Annotated in this window: 18 protein-coding genes and 1 tRNA gene; 14 read left to right on the top strand and 5 right to left on the bottom strand. The window is 52.4% G+C overall.

The features are described 5' to 3' along the window. Positions 1 to 196: 196 nt before the first annotated feature. Both QWY27_RS01655 and QWY27_RS01650 read right to left on the bottom strand, forming a co-directional pair. Positions 197 to 272: transfer RNA gene (locus QWY27_RS01655), tRNA-Phe, on the bottom strand. A 41-nt stretch (positions 273 to 313) separates the two neighbouring features. Beyond that, complete coding sequence (locus QWY27_RS01650; RefSeq protein WP_290194054.1) at positions 314 to 1,294, bottom strand: Bug family tripartite tricarboxylate transporter substrate binding protein; 981 nt, start codon at positions 1,292 to 1,294, stop codon at positions 314 to 316. Between the two features lie 133 nt (positions 1,295 to 1,427). Here QWY27_RS01650 and hemA point away from each other — a divergent pair, with 133 nt between their 5' ends. From hemA to QWY27_RS01625, 5 genes are all read left to right on the top strand, one after another. Then, positions 1,428 to 2,702 (top strand): glutamyl-tRNA reductase, encoded by a 1,275-nt coding sequence (hemA, locus tag QWY27_RS01645; protein WP_290194053.1) that lies wholly within the window; start codon positions 1,428 to 1,430, stop codon positions 2,700 to 2,702. A 77-nt stretch (positions 2,703 to 2,779) separates the two neighbouring features. Continuing rightward, on the top strand, positions 2,780 to 3,862 hold the full coding sequence (gene prfA / locus QWY27_RS01640; protein ID WP_290194051.1) for a peptide chain release factor 1: 1,083 nt from the start codon (positions 2,780 to 2,782) through the stop codon (positions 3,860 to 3,862). After that, positions 3,862 to 4,677 carry a peptide chain release factor N(5)-glutamine methyltransferase gene (gene prmC / locus QWY27_RS01635; RefSeq protein ID WP_290194049.1) on the top strand — a complete coding sequence of 272 codons (816 nt, stop codon included), beginning with the start codon at positions 3,862 to 3,864 and terminating at the stop codon, positions 4,675 to 4,677. The genes prfA and prmC overlap by 1 nt, the downstream gene beginning before the upstream one ends. 87 nt (positions 4,678 to 4,764) lie before the next feature. Next, positions 4,765 to 5,091: a Grx4 family monothiol glutaredoxin gene (grxD, locus tag QWY27_RS01630; RefSeq protein ID WP_290194047.1), complete on the top strand. Its 327-nt coding sequence runs from the start codon at positions 4,765 to 4,767 to the stop codon at positions 5,089 to 5,091. After that, positions 5,088 to 5,663 carry a UbiX family flavin prenyltransferase gene (locus QWY27_RS01625; RefSeq protein WP_290194045.1) on the top strand — a complete coding sequence of 192 codons (576 nt, stop codon included), beginning with the start codon at positions 5,088 to 5,090 and terminating at the stop codon, positions 5,661 to 5,663. The genes grxD and QWY27_RS01625 overlap by 4 nt, the downstream gene beginning before the upstream one ends. On the opposite strand, the gene ttcA is transcribed toward QWY27_RS01625, so the two are convergent. From ttcA to QWY27_RS01610, 3 genes are read right to left on the bottom strand one after another with little or no spacing between them, the layout of a single operon-like run. Then, entirely contained in the window at positions 5,613 to 6,530 is a 918-nt protein-coding gene (ttcA, locus tag QWY27_RS01620) for a tRNA 2-thiocytidine(32) synthetase TtcA (protein ID WP_290194044.1), read from the bottom strand. The genes QWY27_RS01625 and ttcA overlap by 51 nt on opposite strands. Positions 6,531 to 6,532: 2 nt before the next feature. Next, positions 6,533 to 7,627, bottom strand: a complete 1,095-nt coding sequence (gene mnmH, locus QWY27_RS01615) for a tRNA 2-selenouridine(34) synthase MnmH (protein ID WP_290194103.1) — start codon at positions 7,625 to 7,627, stop codon at positions 6,533 to 6,535. A gap of 2 nt (positions 7,628 to 7,629) precedes the next feature. Beyond that, the gene (locus QWY27_RS01610; RefSeq protein WP_290194042.1) at positions 7,630 to 9,420 is read right to left on the bottom strand and encodes a M61 family metallopeptidase; all 1,791 of its coding nucleotides are present in this window, start codon (positions 9,418 to 9,420) and stop codon (positions 7,630 to 7,632) included. A gap of 37 nt (positions 9,421 to 9,457) precedes the next feature. On the opposite strand from QWY27_RS01610, the gene QWY27_RS01605 reads away from it, so the two are divergent. The 9 genes from QWY27_RS01605 to atpD all read left to right on the top strand — a co-directional run bounded on the left by QWY27_RS01605 (position 9,458) and on the right by atpD (position 17,375). After that, complete coding sequence (locus QWY27_RS01605) at positions 9,458 to 10,234, top strand: enoyl-CoA hydratase (RefSeq protein ID WP_290194040.1); 777 nt, start codon at positions 9,458 to 9,460, stop codon at positions 10,232 to 10,234. Positions 10,235 to 10,448: 214 nt separating this feature from the next. Next, on the top strand, positions 10,449 to 10,928 hold the full coding sequence (locus QWY27_RS01600; RefSeq protein ID WP_290194038.1) for an ATP synthase subunit I: 480 nt from the start codon (positions 10,449 to 10,451) through the stop codon (positions 10,926 to 10,928). Positions 10,929 to 10,954: 26 nt separating this feature from the next. After that, positions 10,955 to 11,836 (top strand): F0F1 ATP synthase subunit A, encoded by an 882-nt coding sequence (gene atpB, locus QWY27_RS01595; protein WP_290194037.1) that lies wholly within the window; start codon positions 10,955 to 10,957, stop codon positions 11,834 to 11,836. 116 nt (positions 11,837 to 11,952) lie between these two features. After that, complete coding sequence (atpE, locus tag QWY27_RS01590; RefSeq protein ID WP_028816839.1) at positions 11,953 to 12,192, top strand: F0F1 ATP synthase subunit C; 240 nt, start codon at positions 11,953 to 11,955, stop codon at positions 12,190 to 12,192. Between the two features lie 131 nt (positions 12,193 to 12,323). Continuing rightward, positions 12,324 to 12,794, top strand: a complete 471-nt coding sequence (locus QWY27_RS01585) for a F0F1 ATP synthase subunit B (protein ID WP_290194033.1) — start codon at positions 12,324 to 12,326, stop codon at positions 12,792 to 12,794. A gap of 14 nt (positions 12,795 to 12,808) precedes the next feature. Continuing rightward, positions 12,809 to 13,348 (top strand): F0F1 ATP synthase subunit delta, encoded by a 540-nt coding sequence (locus tag QWY27_RS01580; protein ID WP_290194032.1) that lies wholly within the window; start codon positions 12,809 to 12,811, stop codon positions 13,346 to 13,348. Positions 13,349 to 13,377: 29 nt separating this feature from the next. Next, the gene (gene atpA / locus QWY27_RS01575) at positions 13,378 to 14,919 is read left to right on the top strand and encodes a F0F1 ATP synthase subunit alpha (RefSeq protein ID WP_290194030.1); all 1,542 of its coding nucleotides are present in this window, start codon (positions 13,378 to 13,380) and stop codon (positions 14,917 to 14,919) included. 94 nt (positions 14,920 to 15,013) lie between these two features. Then, positions 15,014 to 15,922 (top strand): F0F1 ATP synthase subunit gamma, encoded by a 909-nt coding sequence (atpG, locus tag QWY27_RS01570; RefSeq protein WP_290194028.1) that lies wholly within the window; start codon positions 15,014 to 15,016, stop codon positions 15,920 to 15,922. Between the two features lie 52 nt (positions 15,923 to 15,974). Then, a complete protein-coding gene (gene atpD, locus QWY27_RS01565) occupies positions 15,975 to 17,375 on the top strand; it encodes a F0F1 ATP synthase subunit beta (protein ID WP_290194026.1) in 1,401 nt (466 codons plus the stop codon). The last annotated feature ends 6 nt before the right edge of the window (positions 17,376 to 17,381 follow it).

Genomic DNA, 17,381 nt, shown 5'->3' with positions numbered 1-17,381 from the left:
TTAGGAACTTTGAGAATTACCGGCTCAGGGTCTTGGCCCACTGCGGTTGGAACGGCGTATTTAGCCGTGTTTAATGAGTACTGATATTTAATGAATACTGCTCATCCCCCGATAATGGAGTAGAGCCGAAACATCTAGTTACACCCCCAGAAAAGCAAAAACCCCAGCGCGAACGCAGGGGTTTCTATAGTTTCAGTGGTGGCCCGGGGCGGAATCGAACCACCGACACAAGGATTTTCAATCCTCTGCTCTACCGACTGAGCTACCGGGCCAACTGAAGGTCGAAATATTACACCAATTCAGGCAAGCATGCTTAATCGAGCTTTGTGCTGGTTCTTTGCAGGATGGCGGAATAAAACGCACTTTCTTTGGCGAGCATGTTGCTAAGCTCTTTGGGAGAAACGACCGTGACGTCCATCGCCTGATTTTCAATCTTCTTTTGGATAGTGCCATCCTTTTGGATGTCCGCCATGGCGCGATTGAGTTTTGCGATGACATCAGGCGAAGTATTGGCCGGGGCAAACATTGCAGTCCAGGTGCGGATTCCAAAATTAGGCACGCCACCTTCTGCCACGGTGGGGATGTCGGACATGGTACTGCTGCGCTCAGGCCCCGTTGTGGCAATGAGCTTGATGCGCCCCTCTTTGACTTGCTCCATCATGTTTCCCACGAGCGAAGTGATCATGACGTCGACTCGGCCTGCAACCAGATCATTGAGCGCGACGCCGGCACCCTTGTATGGGATATGAAGCATATTGATGTTCGCGGCATTATTGAGTGCCTCGGCAGCCAAATGCTGGGCTGAACCGTTTCCTGAGGAGGCAAAATTCACTTTGCCGGGGTTGGCTTTGGCATATTTGACGAGGTCGGCGATGGAATTGACGCCAATATTTGCAGACACCAGCACGCCCATCGATTGTGTGGTTGCGAGGGTGACGGGCTGGAGATCTTTAAGCACGTCGTACGTCGGTTTTTTGTGGAGAAGTGGGGTGATGACCGTGGCTGGAGTCCCCCAAAAGAGTGTGTATCCATCGGGTGCTGCTTTAATGACCGAATCCGTACCTATTAATGTGCCTGCACCTGCGCGGTTTTCGACCAAAACGGGCTGGCCAAGTTTTGTCCCAAGCTCCTGTGCGAACAGCCGGGCAACGATATCTGTAGAGCCTCCGGGTGCGTAGGCCACGACAATGCGAATGGGTTTGTTGGGATAGTCGGAGCTTGCGGATGCTGGCTGGGTGGCCCAAAGAGGCAAAAATGCCAAGGCTGCACGGGTGATTATTTTTTGAATGTTCATATGAGTCTCCTGTGCGGGGAATTGTACGGAAAGTGGAGACTTCCAGTCGAGATAAGGGCATTGCGTCTACAACTCATTTTGCGCCCTTATAATAAGGGTTGTTACGTAGATCCAACAAAAAATTCCTTAATCTATGTCGGTTAGCGTCCTCGCTCTTGGGTTGAACCACGTCTCTGCGCCTGTTTCAGTGCGCGAGCGCGTCTCCATGCCTGAGGATTTGGTTCAGCCGGCGTTGAATGCCTTGCGTCAGGCCTTTGGGGGGGCTGTAAAAGAAGCCGCGATCCTCTCGACCTGTAATCGCACCGAGCTTTACTGTGCGGCTGAGCCGCAGGTGGCGCAGCAGTTGCCCGCCTGGCTTGCTGACTTTAATCGGATTGAGGCAGGCGAGCTTGCGCCGCATGTGTATTTGCATGGACGAGATGATGCCGTGCGCCATGCTTTTCGTGTAGCCAGCGGTCTGGACTCGATGGTGCTGGGAGAGCCCCAGATATTGGGACAGATGAAAGACGCTGTCAGAGCGGCCAGTGACGCAGGTGCGTTGGGTACTCTATTGCATCAGCTCTTTCAAAGAACTTTTTCGGTCGCAAAAGAAGTGCGCTCAACGACTGCGATCGGCGCCCAGTCGGTTTCCATGGCTGCTGCAGCGGTTCGCCTTGCAGAGCGTGTGTTTGGTGAGCTCTCTACATCCAAAGTGCTTTTCATTGGTGCTGGCGAGATGATCGAGTTATGCGCCACGCATTTCGCGGCCCGTCAACCGGGCGCTATCGTCGTAGCGAATCGCACACTTGAGCGCGCGGAGTCTCTTGCAAATCGCTTCTCTGCCACGACGATGCGCTTGGCTGATTTGCCGGATCGCTTGGCTGAGTTTGATGTGGTTGTGTCCTGTACTGCTAGTACTTTGCCCCTATTGGGCCTTGGCATGGTCGAGCGCGCAACCAAGCAGCGCAAGCGCAAGCCGATCGTGATGGTGGATCTGGCAGTGCCGCGAGATATAGAGCCAGAAGTCGCCCAGCTAGATGACGTTTATCTTTATTCCGTCGATGATTTGGGCGCGGTGGTGCAAAGTGGCACTGAAGCCAGACGTTCAGCCGTCGTACAGGCCGAGGCGATTATCGATGCCCGCGTCAGAAACTTTATGCATTGGATGCAAGTCAGGGCCAATGTACCTGTCATCCGGGACTTGCAGACAACTGCTCAGGCCGTACAGGCACAAGAGCTTGAGCGTGCGCGCCGGATGCTGGCTAAAGGTGAATCGCCTGAGGCTGTTTTAGAGCAGCTCGCGCATGGCCTGACACAAAAGTATTTGCATGGCACTTTGTCAGCGCTGAATCACAGCGAAGAAGCAGAACGTCAGCAGCTGCTCGGCTGGCTGCCGCGTATATTTCCCTCCGGATCCGAACGGCGTTAGCGACCTTGCTTGCGAGGCTCGCCTTGGCGAGTGTTTAGCCGTTGCTCCCATCAATTTTAATTTCAAGTCAGTCTCCCATGAAACCTTCAATGCGCGCTCGCCTTGAGCACTTATCCCGACGCTTAGTTGAGGTTGATGCTTTGCTCGCTGAACCTGATGCCGCCAATGATATGAATCAGTTTCGCAAGCTTTCGCGAGAGCGCGCTGAACTCGAACCAGTGGTCAAAGCGTTTGAGGCGTTTGAAGGTGCCCAGGCAGATTTGGCCGGTGCCAAGGAAATGCTTGACGATCCTGAGATGAAGTCCATGGCGCTTGAGGAAATCGAAGCCTGTAAAGAGCGGATTGAGACATTGGGCGCTGAACTTCAACTTCAGCTATTGCCAAAAGATCCGGATGACGGACGGAGTGTTTTTCTTGAAATCCGTGCGGGTACAGGTGGTGACGAGAGCGCGTTATTTTCAGGCGACTTGCTAAGAATGTATACCCGTTATGCTGAGCAGCAAGGTTGGCGAGTTGAACTCATGTCTGAAAGTCCTTCCGAGTTGGGTGGCTATAAGGAAGTCATTGTTCGAATCGATGGGGACGGTGCGTATGGACGTCTGAAATTCGAATCCGGTGCGCATCGCGTCCAGCGGGTGCCCGCGACCGAGGCACAAGGTCGGATTCATACTTCGGCTTGTACGGTCGCCGTCATGCCGGAGGCAGATGCCGCGACCGATATTGTCATCAATCCAAGTGATCTGCGCATCGATACGTTTCGTGCGAGCGGCGCTGGAGGCCAGCATATTAATAAAACAGATTCGGCTGTCCGTATTACCCACTTGCCTACTGGCTTGGTCGTGGAGTGTCAGGACGATCGGTCACAGCACAGAAATAAAGATAAAGCCATGCAGGTACTGGCCGCGCGCTTGAAGGATAAAGTGCAGCGCGAGCAGCACGACAAGGAGGCCGCGCAGCGTAAAAGCCTCGTGGGGTCAGGCGATCGCTCTGAACGTATTCGGACATATAACTTCCCACAGGGTCGCTTGACGGATCATCGGATCAACCTGACCTTATACAAGCTTGGCGCCATCATGGAAGGGGATCTCAGTGAGGTTACCGGTGCTTTGATTGCCGAACATCAAGCTGAGTTGCTTGCTGCGCTGGGTGACGACGTCTGATGCAAACCGGGCAATCCTTGTTGCAGTTGTGCGGTTTGCCACGTCTGGAGGGGCGGATGTTGCTGGAGCATGTGTTGCAAAAGCCACGTGAGTGGTTGCTTGCGCACGATACAGACCCTCTGTCTCCAGAAGATGCAGCGAAATTTTTAACGCTAGCGGCGCAACGCCGCCAAGGGTCTCCCATGGCGCATCTTCTCGGCTGGCGTGAATTTATGGGGCACCGTTTTGAGGTGACTCCCTCGGTGTTGATCCCGCGACCAGAAACTGAAATGTTGGTGGAGGTCGGTTTGGCAGCGATTGCGGATCGTCAAGATCCTGCAGTGTTGGACATGGGAACCGGCAGTGGCGTGGTCGCAATTAGTTTGGCGCTTGCCCGGGTCGATGCGCGCGTCACCGCCACTGACATGAGTGCGGAGGCGCTCGTGGTCGCTCAGCGAAATGCCCAGGCCTTGGGTGCCAGAGTGCAATGGTGGCAAGGCAGCTGGTTTTTAGCCCTCCCGTCAGAAGGGATGTTTGATCTGATTGTCTCCAATCCCCCTTATATTTCCTCAAAAGACGAGCATTTGTCACGCGGCGATCTCAGGTTTGAGCCGATACAGGCTCTGACGGATGGCTCGGATGGTTTGACTGCACTCGCTCAAATTATCCAAGGGGCGGGTGACAGATTATTGCCATCCGGCAGTTTATGGCTTGAGCATGGATATGATCAGGCAGAGGCCGTGAGCGAGTTGTTGGCACTGGCTGGCTTTGAGTCCATACAAACCCATAAGGATTTAGCAGGTTTGCCGCGCGTGACGGGTGGCGTGTGGGCATAAGCTTTTATCACTCTTCTGCCACTTATAATGGTGTTTGAGTGTTAACGATGCGTGTTAACTATATCCTTCTAATCGATCAGGAACATCATGAGCGACGTTCAGCAATTTATTCGTGACACGGTCACAAACAATCCCGTTGTGTTGTTTATGAAAGGCACAGCCCAGTTTCCCCAGTGCGGTTTTTCAGGCCGAGCGATTGAGATCCTCAAAAGCAATGGCGTGACTAAACTTGTCACGGTCAATGTGCTCGAGGACGAGGAAGTCCGCAGCGGAATCAAAACATATTCTCAGTGGCCCACTATCCCCCAGCTGTATGTGGGCGGCGAGTTTATTGGTGGTTCTGACATCATGGGTGAAATGAACGCCAGTGGTGAGCTCAAGACCGTGTTGACTCAGGCTGGCGCGACCGCGTGAGCAAGCGGCGCTTAGTGATTGGTATCACGGGAGCAACAGGCTCCCTTTATGCCGTGCGTATGCTTCAAACGCTGCGTGAAAATGCTCCTGATGTGGAAACCCACCTGGTGGTCTCCGCATCGGGCGTATTAAATATCAAGCACGAGCTCGATATCGGGCGGCAGGAGGTGTATGCCCTCGCTGATAAGGTGCATAGCATCCGTGACGTGGGGGCGACCCTTGCTAGCGGAGCTTTTGAAACAGCGGGGATGGTTGTCGTGCCTTGCTCGATGCGCACACTGGCTGCTGTTGCGATGGGCTTGTCCGACAATCTTATTACGCGTGCCGCGGATGTGACGCTCAAGGAGCGTAGACGTCTGGTCATGGTTGTGCGTGAAACGCCATTTAACTTGGCGCATTTACGCAATATGACGTCTGTGACGGAAATGGGCGGGATTATTTTTCCACCGCTACCGGCTTTTTATCACCGCCCTAAATCTATTGAAGAAATGATTGATCACACCGTATCTCGAATCCTCGAATTAGTGGGTATCGATGTGAAGGGGCCAAGATGGGAAGGTACGGGCGCTTGATTGTTCCGTATCAGAATTCGATTCAATCGAGACAGGATCAAAGGCAGTATCCCCCTGAGGATTGTCCCGGCCATCAGGTCTGAGGCCGACAAAATCAAACAGTCGGTTGTCCATGAGGTGTGAAGGCGTCACATTGGCTAACGCTTTAAAAACATTCCAGGCACGTCCTGGATATTTTTTATCCCATTCCTGCAGCATTCTCGAAACTTCTTTGCGTTTAAGATTTTCCTGAGAGCCGCATAAGTCGCACGGAATGATTGGAAACTGTTTCCAGTTGGCATAGTCGATGAGGTCTGCTTCGGGCACATAGGCGAGAGGTCGAATGACTGTGTGTCGTCCGTCGTCGGAGACGAGTTTAGGTGGCATGGCTTTGAGCTTTGCACCATAAAACATATTCAAAAAAAATGTGCCAAGAATGTCATCCCGATGATGACCCAATGCAATCTTGGTCGCTTTGAGTTCATTTGCGACGCGATACAAAATGCCGCGTCGCAGCCGAGAGCATAATGAGCACGTTGTTTTCCCTTCAGGAATCAGGCGCTTCACGATCGAATAAGTGTCGCGCGTTTCAATATGAAAAGGCACACCAACTTTCGAGAGGTATTCAGGCAAGATTTCGGCGGGAAAACCTGGCTGTTTCTGATCGAGATTCACCGCGACAATTTCAAAGTCGATCGGCGCACGATTGCGCAGCGTCATGAGAATATCCAGCATGCTATAGGAGTCTTTGCCACCTGAGACACATACCATCACCCGATCGCCGGTTTCGATCATATTAAAGTCTGAGATGGCCCGACCGGTCTCACGCATGAGGCGTTTAGACAGTTTGTTTTGTTCGAGACGCTGTCGTTCAAGGTCTGCCTGCATGTTCAATAACCCTGTTGGATGAGGTGACTGGTTACAGCCTCACGGTCACCCGAGAAAATAATGCGAGAGGCTTTGCCAGCTCGCTGGTGCGCATACATTGGGTCGTAGTATTCAGTTAGCAGCGGTCTAATCCAGAGACGATGGCTGTCAAGAGCGCCGGTTGCTTGTTGAGCACGCAGTGCGTCAAGCATCAGTTGATTGAGCCGAGCGTGTCGCTCTCCCCCTAGCCGTTTGTAAAGATTTTGAAGACTTTCCAGCAGTCTTTGTGAAAAGGCGTCAAAGCCGACTTCAGGGCCAAATTTGCGTGCGAACTGTCCACCGAGATCTTCGACATAGTCATGCAGGATACGATCTACCCGCGATTCGATGGGTTCTTCTACCCATATGACGGGACTGCTTTGCATGATGTCACGCAGGGCAATGGGTAAGGCACATTTCCCAATGAGTCGGGACTCGTCTTCAAGCGCGATGTTGCGCTTGCCCCCGGCATGCAAGCGCATGAACGCAATGGCCAAACTGTTATCAAAGTCAATTTGTACCGGTTGATCGGTGGCATGTTTGCCAAAGCTTGATCCGCGATGGTGGGCAAGTTTTTCCAGATCGATCGCGGCCTGCAGACTTTGTATCACTTCTGTTTTTCCACATCCGGTAAATCCTGCGACCAGTATAAATTTTGATGTGGCGATGGCCTCGTTGAGTTGTTCAATCAAAAAGCTACGCATCGCCTTGTAGCCACCAAGGATACGAGGGTAGGGGTGCCCAGCCTCAGCGAGCCATTGCTGCGAGATGCGAGAGCGCAGGCCGCCCCTGAAACAATACAAATAGCCTTCGGGATGCGCTTGGGCGAACTTGACCCACTGTGCGACACGCTGCGCTTTGACATCGCCTGAAACCAACTCGTGTCCCAAAATAATTGCCTCGTCTTGTCCTGCAAGTTTGTATTGCAGTCCAACGCGGTGACGTTCTTCGTCGTTCATCAAAGGTAGATTGACAGAAGTCGGAAAGGCTCCTTGAGAAAACTCCACTGGCGCACGAACATCGAGCAAGGGCGCACCGCTTAAGAGGACTGAGGCAAAGTCTTCAGTATCTGGCCGGATACTCATGGCTGAGTGGTCTCTTGCAACTGACATTCTGAAAGTGGGGGGGCGGAGAGTACGAGGTCAAAGGCGCGCAGTTCGTCACGCCTAAAGACATGCACGTGAATCTTCTGTCCGGCTTTATATCGAGCCAGAATGGTGTCCAGTGAGTGAGTCCCGTTGTCTACGCGTATGCCATCTATTGCCACTAGAACGTCATGCGCCGAAATGCCGGCTTGATGAGCGGCTCCGCCCTCAAGAACTGTCGTGATCACAAGATGTTCGCCTTGTTTGCGCGTTCGAACGTCTAAGGAAGGTTTCACATGGGGAGATTTCCAACTCAGACGGATACCTTGAGTCGCCAGGAGTTGTTTCAGAGGCAGGTCTTCACGTCCGTAGGCCCAATGGTTGATCTCCTGAGTCAAGTCGATCCCCGTTGCCTCGCGAACCAAAGAAGGGAATCCTTTTTCAGGCAATCCGATTGGTTTGCCCTGGTAAAACTCACGACCGTAGCGTTCCCACATCAAACGCATCACATCATCAAGACTACGTTGATTGTTCGTCCTGTGGCGAATTGTCAGGTCCAAGGCAAGCGCGACGAGTGAGCCCTTTGTGTAGTAACTGATGATGGCGTTGGCCGCGTTTTCATCTTGCTTGTAATAACGTGTCCATGCATCGAAAGAGCTCTCTGCAACAGATTGTTTGCGGCGACCAGGCATGCCCCATACCGATGCGATATTTTTACCCAGTGTGCGAAAATAGGTTTCACGATCAATGACACCGCTTCGCAGCAAAAACAAATCGTCGTAATACGAAGTGAAGCCTTCAAAAATCCAGAGCAGACGCGTGTGGGATTCTTTGGAAAGCGTGTAGGGGGCAAATACATCGGGTTTAATGCGTTTAACATGCCAGGTGTGAAAGTATTCGTGACTGACCAGGCCTAAAAAGGTTTGATAACCATCAGGCGCTTTATCGTGACCGATAGTGGGCAGATCTTTGCGCGAAGCCATCAGCGCAGTCGATGCCCGGTGCTCTAGACCACCGTACGCATCGCCTGTCACCATTGTCATGAATACGTATTTTTTTGCGGAGTCTAAAAAAGGCGCGCGTGCAGTTTCGGGTTCAAAGAAGCGAATTTGTTCTTCACAGATTTTTTTGACGTCTTGAGCAATACGTTTGAGATCAAGATTAGGGATGATCCCGGTAAACACCATTTCGTGTTTCGCACCGCACGCCTCGAACGTGATGACGCATGGATTGCCCATTTCCACTGGGTGATCGATCAGCGCGTCGTAGTTCTCCACCACATATGTGCCGAAACCCTTGCGCGAGATCTTCGCATTGCTGCGGGTATCCTGCGGCATGCTGGTAAAAACACTCCAGCGAGCCGGGTTTGGGGGCGGTAGCAGGGTGAGTCGGCAGGGGTGGTTTTCTTGTCCATGCGCCTGAAGAAAAACGCTGGTACCGTTGAAAAAACAATGTGTTTCGTCTACATGGGCGCCGCGAACAGAAAGATCCCAGGCGTAAATGACCGCAGTGAGGGTCACCGGGCCATTGCAGGGGGCGAGGCGCCACCGGTGGTTGTCCAGCTTGGTCAGTTTGACAGGTTTTTTGCCAGCACGCGCTTCAAGCTGTTCAATATGTCGGGAAAAATCGCGTATCAAATAACTGCCAGGAATCCAGGCCGGGAGCGAGACGATTTGTCCTTTTGGATCCGGTTCGGCGATGCGAAGCGTCGCGCGTAGTCGATGACCCGACAAATCCAAGGGTTCGAGGCTGTAAAGTAGAGGTTTGCGGTTATTTTTGCGGTTCATAGCCTATATCTTATTTCACATTTTCAGGGAGACACCCATGAGCGAAAATTTTGTGTTGATCGAGACGCGTGGCCGGGTTGGCCTGTTGACCTTGAATCGCCCTAAAGCGCTGAACGCGCTCAACGATCAGCTCATGGATGAGCTTGGTGCCGCGCTGCTGTCTTTCGATGCAAATGATGAGATTGGCTGCATCGTGATCACTGGGAGTGAGAAAGCTTTTGCTGCCGGAGCCGACATCGGCGCCATGAAAGACTGGTCCTACATGGATGTCTACCGAACGGAATATATCGGCCGCAACTGGGAAACGCTGCGCTCGATTCGAAAGCCAGTCATCGCCGCGGTAGCGGGTTACGCGCTTGGGGGTGGTTGCGAGCTCGCAATGATGTGTGACTTTATTCTCGCCGCTGACACCGCCAAGTTTGGACAGCCGGAGATTAAGTTGGGCGTAATTCCTGGTGCGGGCGGTACGCAGCGTTTGCCTAGGGCTGTTGGTAAAGCCAAGGCCATGGAGATGGTTTTAACAGGTCGGATGATGGATGCCGCCGAGGCAGAGCGTGCCGGTTTGGTGTCTCGTATCGTGCCGGCAGAGCGATTGCTAGAGGATGCGATTGAAACAGGAGCGGTGATTGCCGGGATGTCCATTCCAACAGCGATCATGGCGAAAGAGTCTGTCAATCGTGCTTTTGAGTCTTCGTTGCATGAAGGGATTTTGTTCGAGCGACGCGTGTTTCATGCTTGTTTTGCGACAGAGGACCAGAAAGAAGGAATGGCTGCTTTTGTTGAAAAACGTAAGCCGGTTTTCAAAAACAAGTGATTTTTTATTGGAGGGGGGATTTGCCCTCATTCTCTAAAGCTATGAGTCGGTAAAGCTCTTAAAGCCGACTCAGTAAAAGCCCGATTAGGGTTTGCATCAGGGTCCAAAAAACAGTTATACTCATTGGGTTTGCCGAAAAGGGGAAATTGTGACGAGCGTACCAAACCCTTTGTCAGGAATTCCCTCGGCGGAACGAGTACAGGGGCGGTTTTCGGTGTCGGTAGATAAAGCGTCTGTTGATGCGGCGCCTGCGGATCTCGCGGCGCAGTATGTGTTAACTGAGGCGGATCTGGCCCAAATCAATGCTCGTGCGCGATCAGAGCTGATTCAAGTTGTTTTTGCTCAGGCTCTGGCGGCGCTAGTGGTTGCCTTGATTGCGTGGCTGGTAGGTGGTTTTGATGCAGGTTGGTCTGCATTGGCTGGCTCTGCTGCGTACTTTGTACCGAATGTTTTATTTGCATTGCGACTGTTTTTGGCGACTTTTCGTCCTGGCGGTTCGAGCGCACTGGTATTTTTAGTGGGCGAGTTCCTTAAGGTTGGCGCTGCAGTCGGATTGTTGTGGTTGTTGGCTCATGTGGGCGGTGAGCGTGTGGTGTGGCTGGCGGTAATTGCCGGTCTGATTGCCGCGCTCAAAGGCTACATGCTGGTGCTGATGTTCGGAAAGCGTGCTGTGTCACGCCCAACAAACAGTTAGTTTGACGAATTTTTTAGAGATCTCTCATGGCTGCTGCAGCTGACGTATCGCCCCAAGCCGCATATATTCAGCACCACTTGGTGCACTTCAACAATATCGGTGAAAAGCAAACCGCTATTGCTGACTTTAGCGTCGTCAACTTTGACTCGATGTTCTGGTCCTCGTTGATGGGTCTGATTGTTGTTGGTGTCATGCTGTTGGCAGCACGACGTGCGACAGCAGGCGTTCCTGGACGATTCCAGGGTTTTGTTGAAATGTTGGTTGACATGGTTGACCAGCAGGCTCGCAGCATTGTTCCTAGCGAGGAAACACGCAAGTTCGTTGCCCCATTGGCGATGACTGTGTTTATGTGGATCGTGCTGATGAACGCGCTGGACTTGATTCCTGTCGATCTTGCCCATTACGTTTTCCGTTTGATGGGTATTGGTATCGAAGTCACAGACCCATTGCACTATCACCGTATTCTTCCTACCGCTGATCTGAATGTCCCAATGGGTATGTCGATGGGCGTGTTGTTATTGATGCTTTACTACGGTCTGAAAATTAAGAGCCCCGGTGGTTTTGTCAAAGAGTTGTTTACTGCGCCGTTTCATGGCCATGGCTTTTCGGCTGTGCTGTTGGCGCCTGCCAACTTCCTCCTGAATCTGGTTGAATACGCCGCTAAATCCGTTTCTCTCGGCATGCGACTGTTCGGCAACATGTTTGCCGGTGAGCTCGTATTCATGTTGATTGCTTTGCTCGGTGGCGCCTGGTCAGGTTTCAATGCCATGAGCATTGGATTGGGTGTCGGTCACATTCTGGCAGGTTCAATCTGGGCGATCTTTCACATCCTGATCGTTCTGTTGCAGGCTTTCATCTTCATGATGTTGACTTTGGTTTACATCGGACAAGCACACGAAGGCCACTAAAGAGTAGTGAGTGTTTTGCGTCAAGCAGAACACTAAAAAGTTTTACTTGGCGGTTTTGTAGTTTGAATTTTCGATACTTTAATTTTTGATACTTAGATACTAATCAAGGAGTTTTCATGACTAACGTCGCTTTCGTTGCTCTCGCTTGCGCTTTCATTATCGGTTTGGGTGCTTTTGGTGCCTGCATCGGTATCGGCATGATGGGTGGCAAGTACCTCGAAGCTTCGGCACGTCAGCCTGAGCTGATGAACGCCCTGCAAACCAAGATGTTCTTGCTGGCTGGTCTGATCGACGCCGCGTTCCTGATCGGTGTGGGTATCGCCATGTTGTTCGCCTTCGCAAATCCTTTCGTCTAAATCGATTGGATGCTCACGCCCTTTGGGAGTGAGCGGCACGTGCCGAGGGTGGATTTCTGCTCCCGGCTTATTGATTCAGCCCGTTCAGGTAATGTTGCCTGAAGGGCACAAGATGTAATAGGGAAACGACCGTGAATCTGAACGCGACGATCTTTTTCCAGATGATCGTGTTCTTTGTCCTGGGTTGGGTCACGATGAAATTCGTGTGGCCTCCTTTGACAAAGGCTATCGACGAGCGACGCCAAAAAATCGCTGAAGGCTTGGCTGCTGCCGAAAAAGGCAAAACAGACCTCGCAGAAGCTAAGGCGCGTATTGGTTCGATCGAGGCATCTGCGAAAGCTGAGCTGCACACCCGTATGATTGAAGCCGAAAAGCAGGGCGCTCAAATTATCGAGCAAGCCCGTGCTGAAGCTGAAAGTGAACGCGCCCGAATTCTTGCGCAGGCGAAACAAGACGCCGCTCAAGAAGTCCAGCGTGCACGCGACGCTTTGCGTAACGATGTTGCGAATCTCGCGGTGAAAGGTGCCGAGCAGATTCTTAAGCGCGAAGTGGATGCCAATGCTCATGCTGAGTTGCTTGCGCAACTTAAGACACAGCTTTAATACTCGGGGTCGACATGGCAGAACTTTCCACCGTTGCTCGTCCTTACGCTGAGGCGCTCTTCGCCGTAGCGCGTCAAGACGCTGCCGGTTTGGCTGCATGGGCCGAGCAGGTCCAGCAGCTTGCTGATATCGCAGCGGTCGAAGACGTGCGTGTCGCTATGGCCGATCCGCGCCTCGAAGACGCACAGCGCGCGAGCGTATTTTTAAGCTTGGTCAAGCCAGCGCCCACCACCACGTTACAGAATTTTGTCACGCTGTTGGTCGCAAATGACCGTCTTTCCCTGTTGGGTCACATCGCTGAGCAGTTCCATGCTTTGCGTGACGAAGCCGAGGGTGTTGCACAAGCTGACATCACCAGCGCTTTTCCTATGACCGAGCAGCAAGTCTCTGATCTTATTAAGCTGCTTGAGCCGAAGTTTGGCCTCAAGCTCAAGCCCCACGTGAACGTTGATGCCTCCCTGATTGGTGGCGTGCGTGTTCAGGTGGGTGACCACGTACTCGATACATCCGTGCAAGCTCAGTTAGTACGCATGCGCGACACGATGGCGGTTTAATCCGCCCTAAAGATTCCAGGAGTCTGAACATGCAACTCAATCCTTCAGAGATTAGCGAACTACTCAAGAGCCGTATCGAGGGTCTGGGCACATCGTCCGATATTCGTACGCAAGGCACGGTTGTTTCCGTGACCGACGGCATTACCCGCATCCACGGTCTGTCAGACGTGATGCAAGGTGAAATGCTTGAGTTTCCCAATAATATTTTCGGCCTTGCGCTGAACCTTGAGCGTGACTCGGTAGGCGCCGTTATTTTGGGCGATTACACAGGCGTTTCCGAGGGTGACGCTGTCAAGGCAACCGGTCGTATTCTCGAAGTGCCCGTGGGCCCTGAGCTGCTTGGCCGTGTAGTGAACGCACTCGGTGTGCCAATTGACGGCAAAGGCCCGATCAACGCCAAAGAAACAGACATTATCGAAAAAGTCGCACCAGGTGTGATCGCACGTCAATCCGTGTCACAGCCTATGCAGACAGGTTTGAAGTCTATTGACTCCATGGTGCCAATTGGCCGTGGCCAGCGAGAGCTGATCATTGGTGACCGTCAAACAGGTAAAACAGCTGTAGCCGTAGACGCCATCATCAACCAGAAAGGCAAAGGCGTAAAGTGCGTCTATGTTGCGATTGGTCAGAAAGCTTCAACGATCAACAACGTTCTGCGCAAACTCGAAGAGTTTGGAGCGCTCGATTACACCATCATCGTCGCAGCTGCTGCTTCTGACTCCGCTGCGATGCAGTACCTTTCGGCTTATGCTGGTTGCACGATGGGCGAATACTTCCGCGATCGCGGTGAAGATGCGCTGATTGTGTATGACGATCTGACCAAACAGGCGATTGCCTACCGTCAGGTTTCTTTGCTATTGCGTCGTCCACCAGGCCGTGAAGCCTATCCAGGTGACGTGTTTTATCTCCACTCACGTTTGCTCGAGCGTGCAGCACGAGTCAACGAAGCCTACGTTGAAAAGTTCACCAACGGCGCGGTCAAAGGTAAAACCGGTTCGCTCACAGCCTTGCCAATTATCGAGACGCAAGCTGGCGACGTGTCCGCTTTCGTTCCTACAAACGTGATTTCGATTACCGACGGTCAGATCTTCCTTGAGACTGACTTGTTCAATGCCGGTGTTCGTCCTGCGATTAACGCTGGTATTTCGGTGTCGCGAGTTGGTGGTGCTGCTCAGACAAAGATCATCAAGAAGCTTTCAGGTGGTATTCGTACCGACTTGGCACAGTACCGCGAATTGGCTGCGTTTGCGCAGTTTGCGTCTGATCTTGACGATGCCACACGCCGTCAGCTCGAGCGAGGCAAGCGCGTGGTTGAGCTGCTCAAGCAGCCTCAGTACCAGCCGCTTCAGGTTTGGGAGCTGGGTGTGATTCTTTTCGCCGTCAACAACGGTTATTTGGATGATGTCGAGGTTTCCAGCGTGTTGCCTTTTGAGAAGGGTCTAAAAGACTATCTCAAGGCGAAAAACGTTGCGATGATCGAGCGCATTGAAGCGACCAAAGAATTGTCGAAGGATGACGAGGCTGAACTGGTTGCCGCGTTGACCGACTTCAAAAAGAACGGTACCTACTAAGTAACCCGCTATAGCGCCGATCCATGATTAAAAATGGATTGTGCGCAAAGCAGATGGTCTGAAACCTGAGAACAGGTCTGACACAGGAAGCGAAATGGCAGGAATCAAGGAAATTCGAACAAAGATCAAGAGCGTGCAAAACACGCGCAAGATCACCAAGGCGATGGAAATGGTAGCCGCCTCCAAAATGCGCAAAGCGCAGGAGAGGATGCGTGCGGGTCGTCCATACGCCACAAAAGTGTATGACATTGCTAGCCATTTGATGGAAGCGAACCCTGAGTACACCCACCCGTACTTGGTTGAACGCGGCGAACTCAAGGCTGTCGGCATTGTCGTGGTTTCAACGGACAAAGGCTTGTGCGGTGGATTGAACACCAACATCATGCGTTTGGTGTTGAACCGCATGCGCGAGTTCAATGGCAAAAACGTACGCACACAATTCACCGCTTTTGGTAACAAGGGCTTAGGTGTGTTGACCCGTATTGGCGCAGATGTTGTTTCTCAGGAAATCGGTTTGGGTGACAAGCCCGAGCTCGATCGTCTGATTGGTGCAATCAAGGTACAGCTGGATGATTTCTTGGCTGGTCGCATTGATGCCATCTACATCGCGACCAACCGGTTTGTGAATACCATGAAGCAAGAGCCGACTTTTACGCGTCTCTTGCCTCTGCCTGGAAAATTGGTGGATCCTTACCACGCCGCATCAGCTTCCGCGCAAGACGGCGAAGCTGTTACGGCTGACCACGGTTGGGATTACTTGTATGAGCCTGATGCTCAGACTGTGATAGACGAGCTGTTGCAGCGTTATGTCGAAGGTCTTGTGTACCAGTGCGTAGCAGAAAGTATGGCGTCAGAGCAGTCTGCCCGTATGGTTGCCATGAAGGCGGCCTCGGACAACGCTAAGAAGGTGATTGGTGACTTGCAACTTGTTTATAACAAGACGCGTCAAGCCGCTATCACTAAGGAAATTTCGGAAATCGTGGGGGGCGCCGCGGCCGTCTAATTCTTAGACTGCAATCGGTATCCCATCAGACTTTATCAAGTAAGGATCAGACATGAGCAACGGAACCATCGTTCAGTGCATCGGCGCCGTGGTGGATATTCAGTTTCCCCGCGATAACATGCCCCATATTTATGAGGCACTCCGCCTTGCGGACGACTCTTCGGCATTCGCTGAAAAAGGCTTGACCTTTGAAGTGCAGCAGCAGCTTGGCGACGGTGTGGTTCGCACCATTGCGCTGGGTTCAAGCGACGGTTTGCGTCGTGGCATGGCTGTTGCTAAAACAGGCGCCCCAATTTCGGTGCCAGTTGGTACTGGTACTCTCGGCCGCATTATGGATGTGCTGGGTCGCCCAATTGACGATGCAGGCCCAATCGCCAGCAACGAATTGCGCGCGATTCACCAGCCAGCGCCAAAGTTCGACGAACTTTCGCCATCGGTTGAGCTGCTCGAGACTGGCATCAAGGTGATTGACCTGGTGTGTCCTTTTGCTAAAGGCGGTAAGGTTGGTCTGTTCGGCGGTGCTGGTGTCGGTAAGACCGTGAACATGATGGAACTCATCAACAACATCGCTAAGCAGCACAGCGGTTTGTCCGTATTCGCCGGAGTGGGTGAGCGTACCCGTGAAGGTAACGACTTCTATCACGAGATGGAAGAGTCCAAGGTGCTGGACAAGGTTGCGATGGTGTTCGGTCAGATGAACGAGCCTCCAGGCAACCGTCTGCGCGTGGCATTGACCGGCCTGACAATGGCTGAGAAATTCCGTGACGAAGGCCGTGACATTCTGTTCTTCGTTGATAACATCTACCGCTACACACTGGCCGGAACTGAAGTGTCCGCTCTGTTGGGCCGTATGCCTTCGGCTGTGGGTTATCAGCCAACCCTCGCCGAGGAAATGGGCGTGCTCCAAGAGCGCATTACTTCAACGAAGACTGGTTCGATTACTTCGATTCAAGCCGTTTACGTGCCAGCTGATGACTTGACTGACCCATCGCCCGCTACAACTTTCCAGCACTTGGATTCAACGGTTGTGTTGTCGCGTGACATTGCTTCACTTGGTATTTATCCAGCTGTTGATCCTCTGGACTCCACCAGCCGTCAGCTTGATCCAAACGTGGTTGGCGAAGAGCATTACAACGTTGCCCGCGGCGTTCAGCAGACGCTCCAGCGTTACAAAGAGTTGCGTGACATTATCGCTATTTTGGGTATGGACGAATTGTCACCCGAGGACAAGCAAGCCGTTGCCCGCGCACGTAAGATTCAGCGTTTCCTGTCGCAGCCTTTCCACGTTGCTGAGGTCTTTACCGGATCGCCTGGTAAGTACGTTCCTTTGTCAGAAACACTCCGTGGCTTCAAGATGATTGTGAACGGCGAGTGTGACGCTTTGCCTGAGCAGGCGTTTTACATGGTTGGCGGCATCGACGAAGCATTCGAAAAAGCCAAGAAACTCCAATAAGGATCC

Source organism: Zwartia vadi, from assembly GCF_030410375.1.
In the GTDB taxonomy this organism is placed as follows: Bacteria; Pseudomonadota; Gammaproteobacteria; order Burkholderiales; family Burkholderiaceae_B; genus Zwartia; species Zwartia vadi.
The sequence above is the reverse complement of the archived record's forward strand: the minus strand, read 5'-3'. Positions and strand labels throughout refer to the sequence as shown.

Bases quoted from the DNA above. Each gene is read 5' to 3' on its own strand.
- hemA (WP_290194053.1), top strand. From the start codon at position 1,428: ATGTCGGTTAGCGTCCTCGCTCTTGGGTTGAACCACGTCTCTGCGCCT.
- atpG (WP_290194028.1), top strand. From the start codon at position 15,014: ATGGCAGGAATCAAGGAAATTCGAACAAAGATCAAGAGCGTGCAAAAC.
- atpE (WP_028816839.1), top strand. From the start codon at position 11,953: ATGACTAACGTCGCTTTCGTTGCTCTCGCTTGCGCTTTCATTATCGGT.
- QWY27_RS01610 (WP_290194042.1), bottom strand. From the start codon at position 9,420: ATGAACCGCAAAAATAACCGCAAACCTCTACTTTACAGCCTCGAACCC.
- grxD (WP_290194047.1), top strand. From the start codon at position 4,765: ATGAGCGACGTTCAGCAATTTATTCGTGACACGGTCACAAACAATCCC.
- atpA (WP_290194030.1), top strand. From the start codon at position 13,378: ATGCAACTCAATCCTTCAGAGATTAGCGAACTACTCAAGAGCCGTATC.
- atpB (WP_290194037.1), top strand. From the start codon at position 10,955: ATGGCTGCTGCAGCTGACGTATCGCCCCAAGCCGCATATATTCAGCAC.
- prfA (WP_290194051.1), top strand. From the start codon at position 2,780: ATGAAACCTTCAATGCGCGCTCGCCTTGAGCACTTATCCCGACGCTTA.
- atpD (WP_290194026.1), top strand. From the start codon at position 15,975: ATGAGCAACGGAACCATCGTTCAGTGCATCGGCGCCGTGGTGGATATT.
- QWY27_RS01605 (WP_290194040.1), top strand. From the start codon at position 9,458: ATGAGCGAAAATTTTGTGTTGATCGAGACGCGTGGCCGGGTTGGCCTG.
- QWY27_RS01580 (WP_290194032.1), top strand. From the start codon at position 12,809: ATGGCAGAACTTTCCACCGTTGCTCGTCCTTACGCTGAGGCGCTCTTC.
- ttcA (WP_290194044.1), bottom strand. From the start codon at position 6,530: ATGCAGGCAGACCTTGAACGACAGCGTCTCGAACAAAACAAACTGTCT.
- prmC (WP_290194049.1), top strand. From the start codon at position 3,862: ATGCAAACCGGGCAATCCTTGTTGCAGTTGTGCGGTTTGCCACGTCTG.
- QWY27_RS01650 (WP_290194054.1), bottom strand. From the start codon at position 1,294: ATGAACATTCAAAAAATAATCACCCGTGCAGCCTTGGCATTTTTGCCT.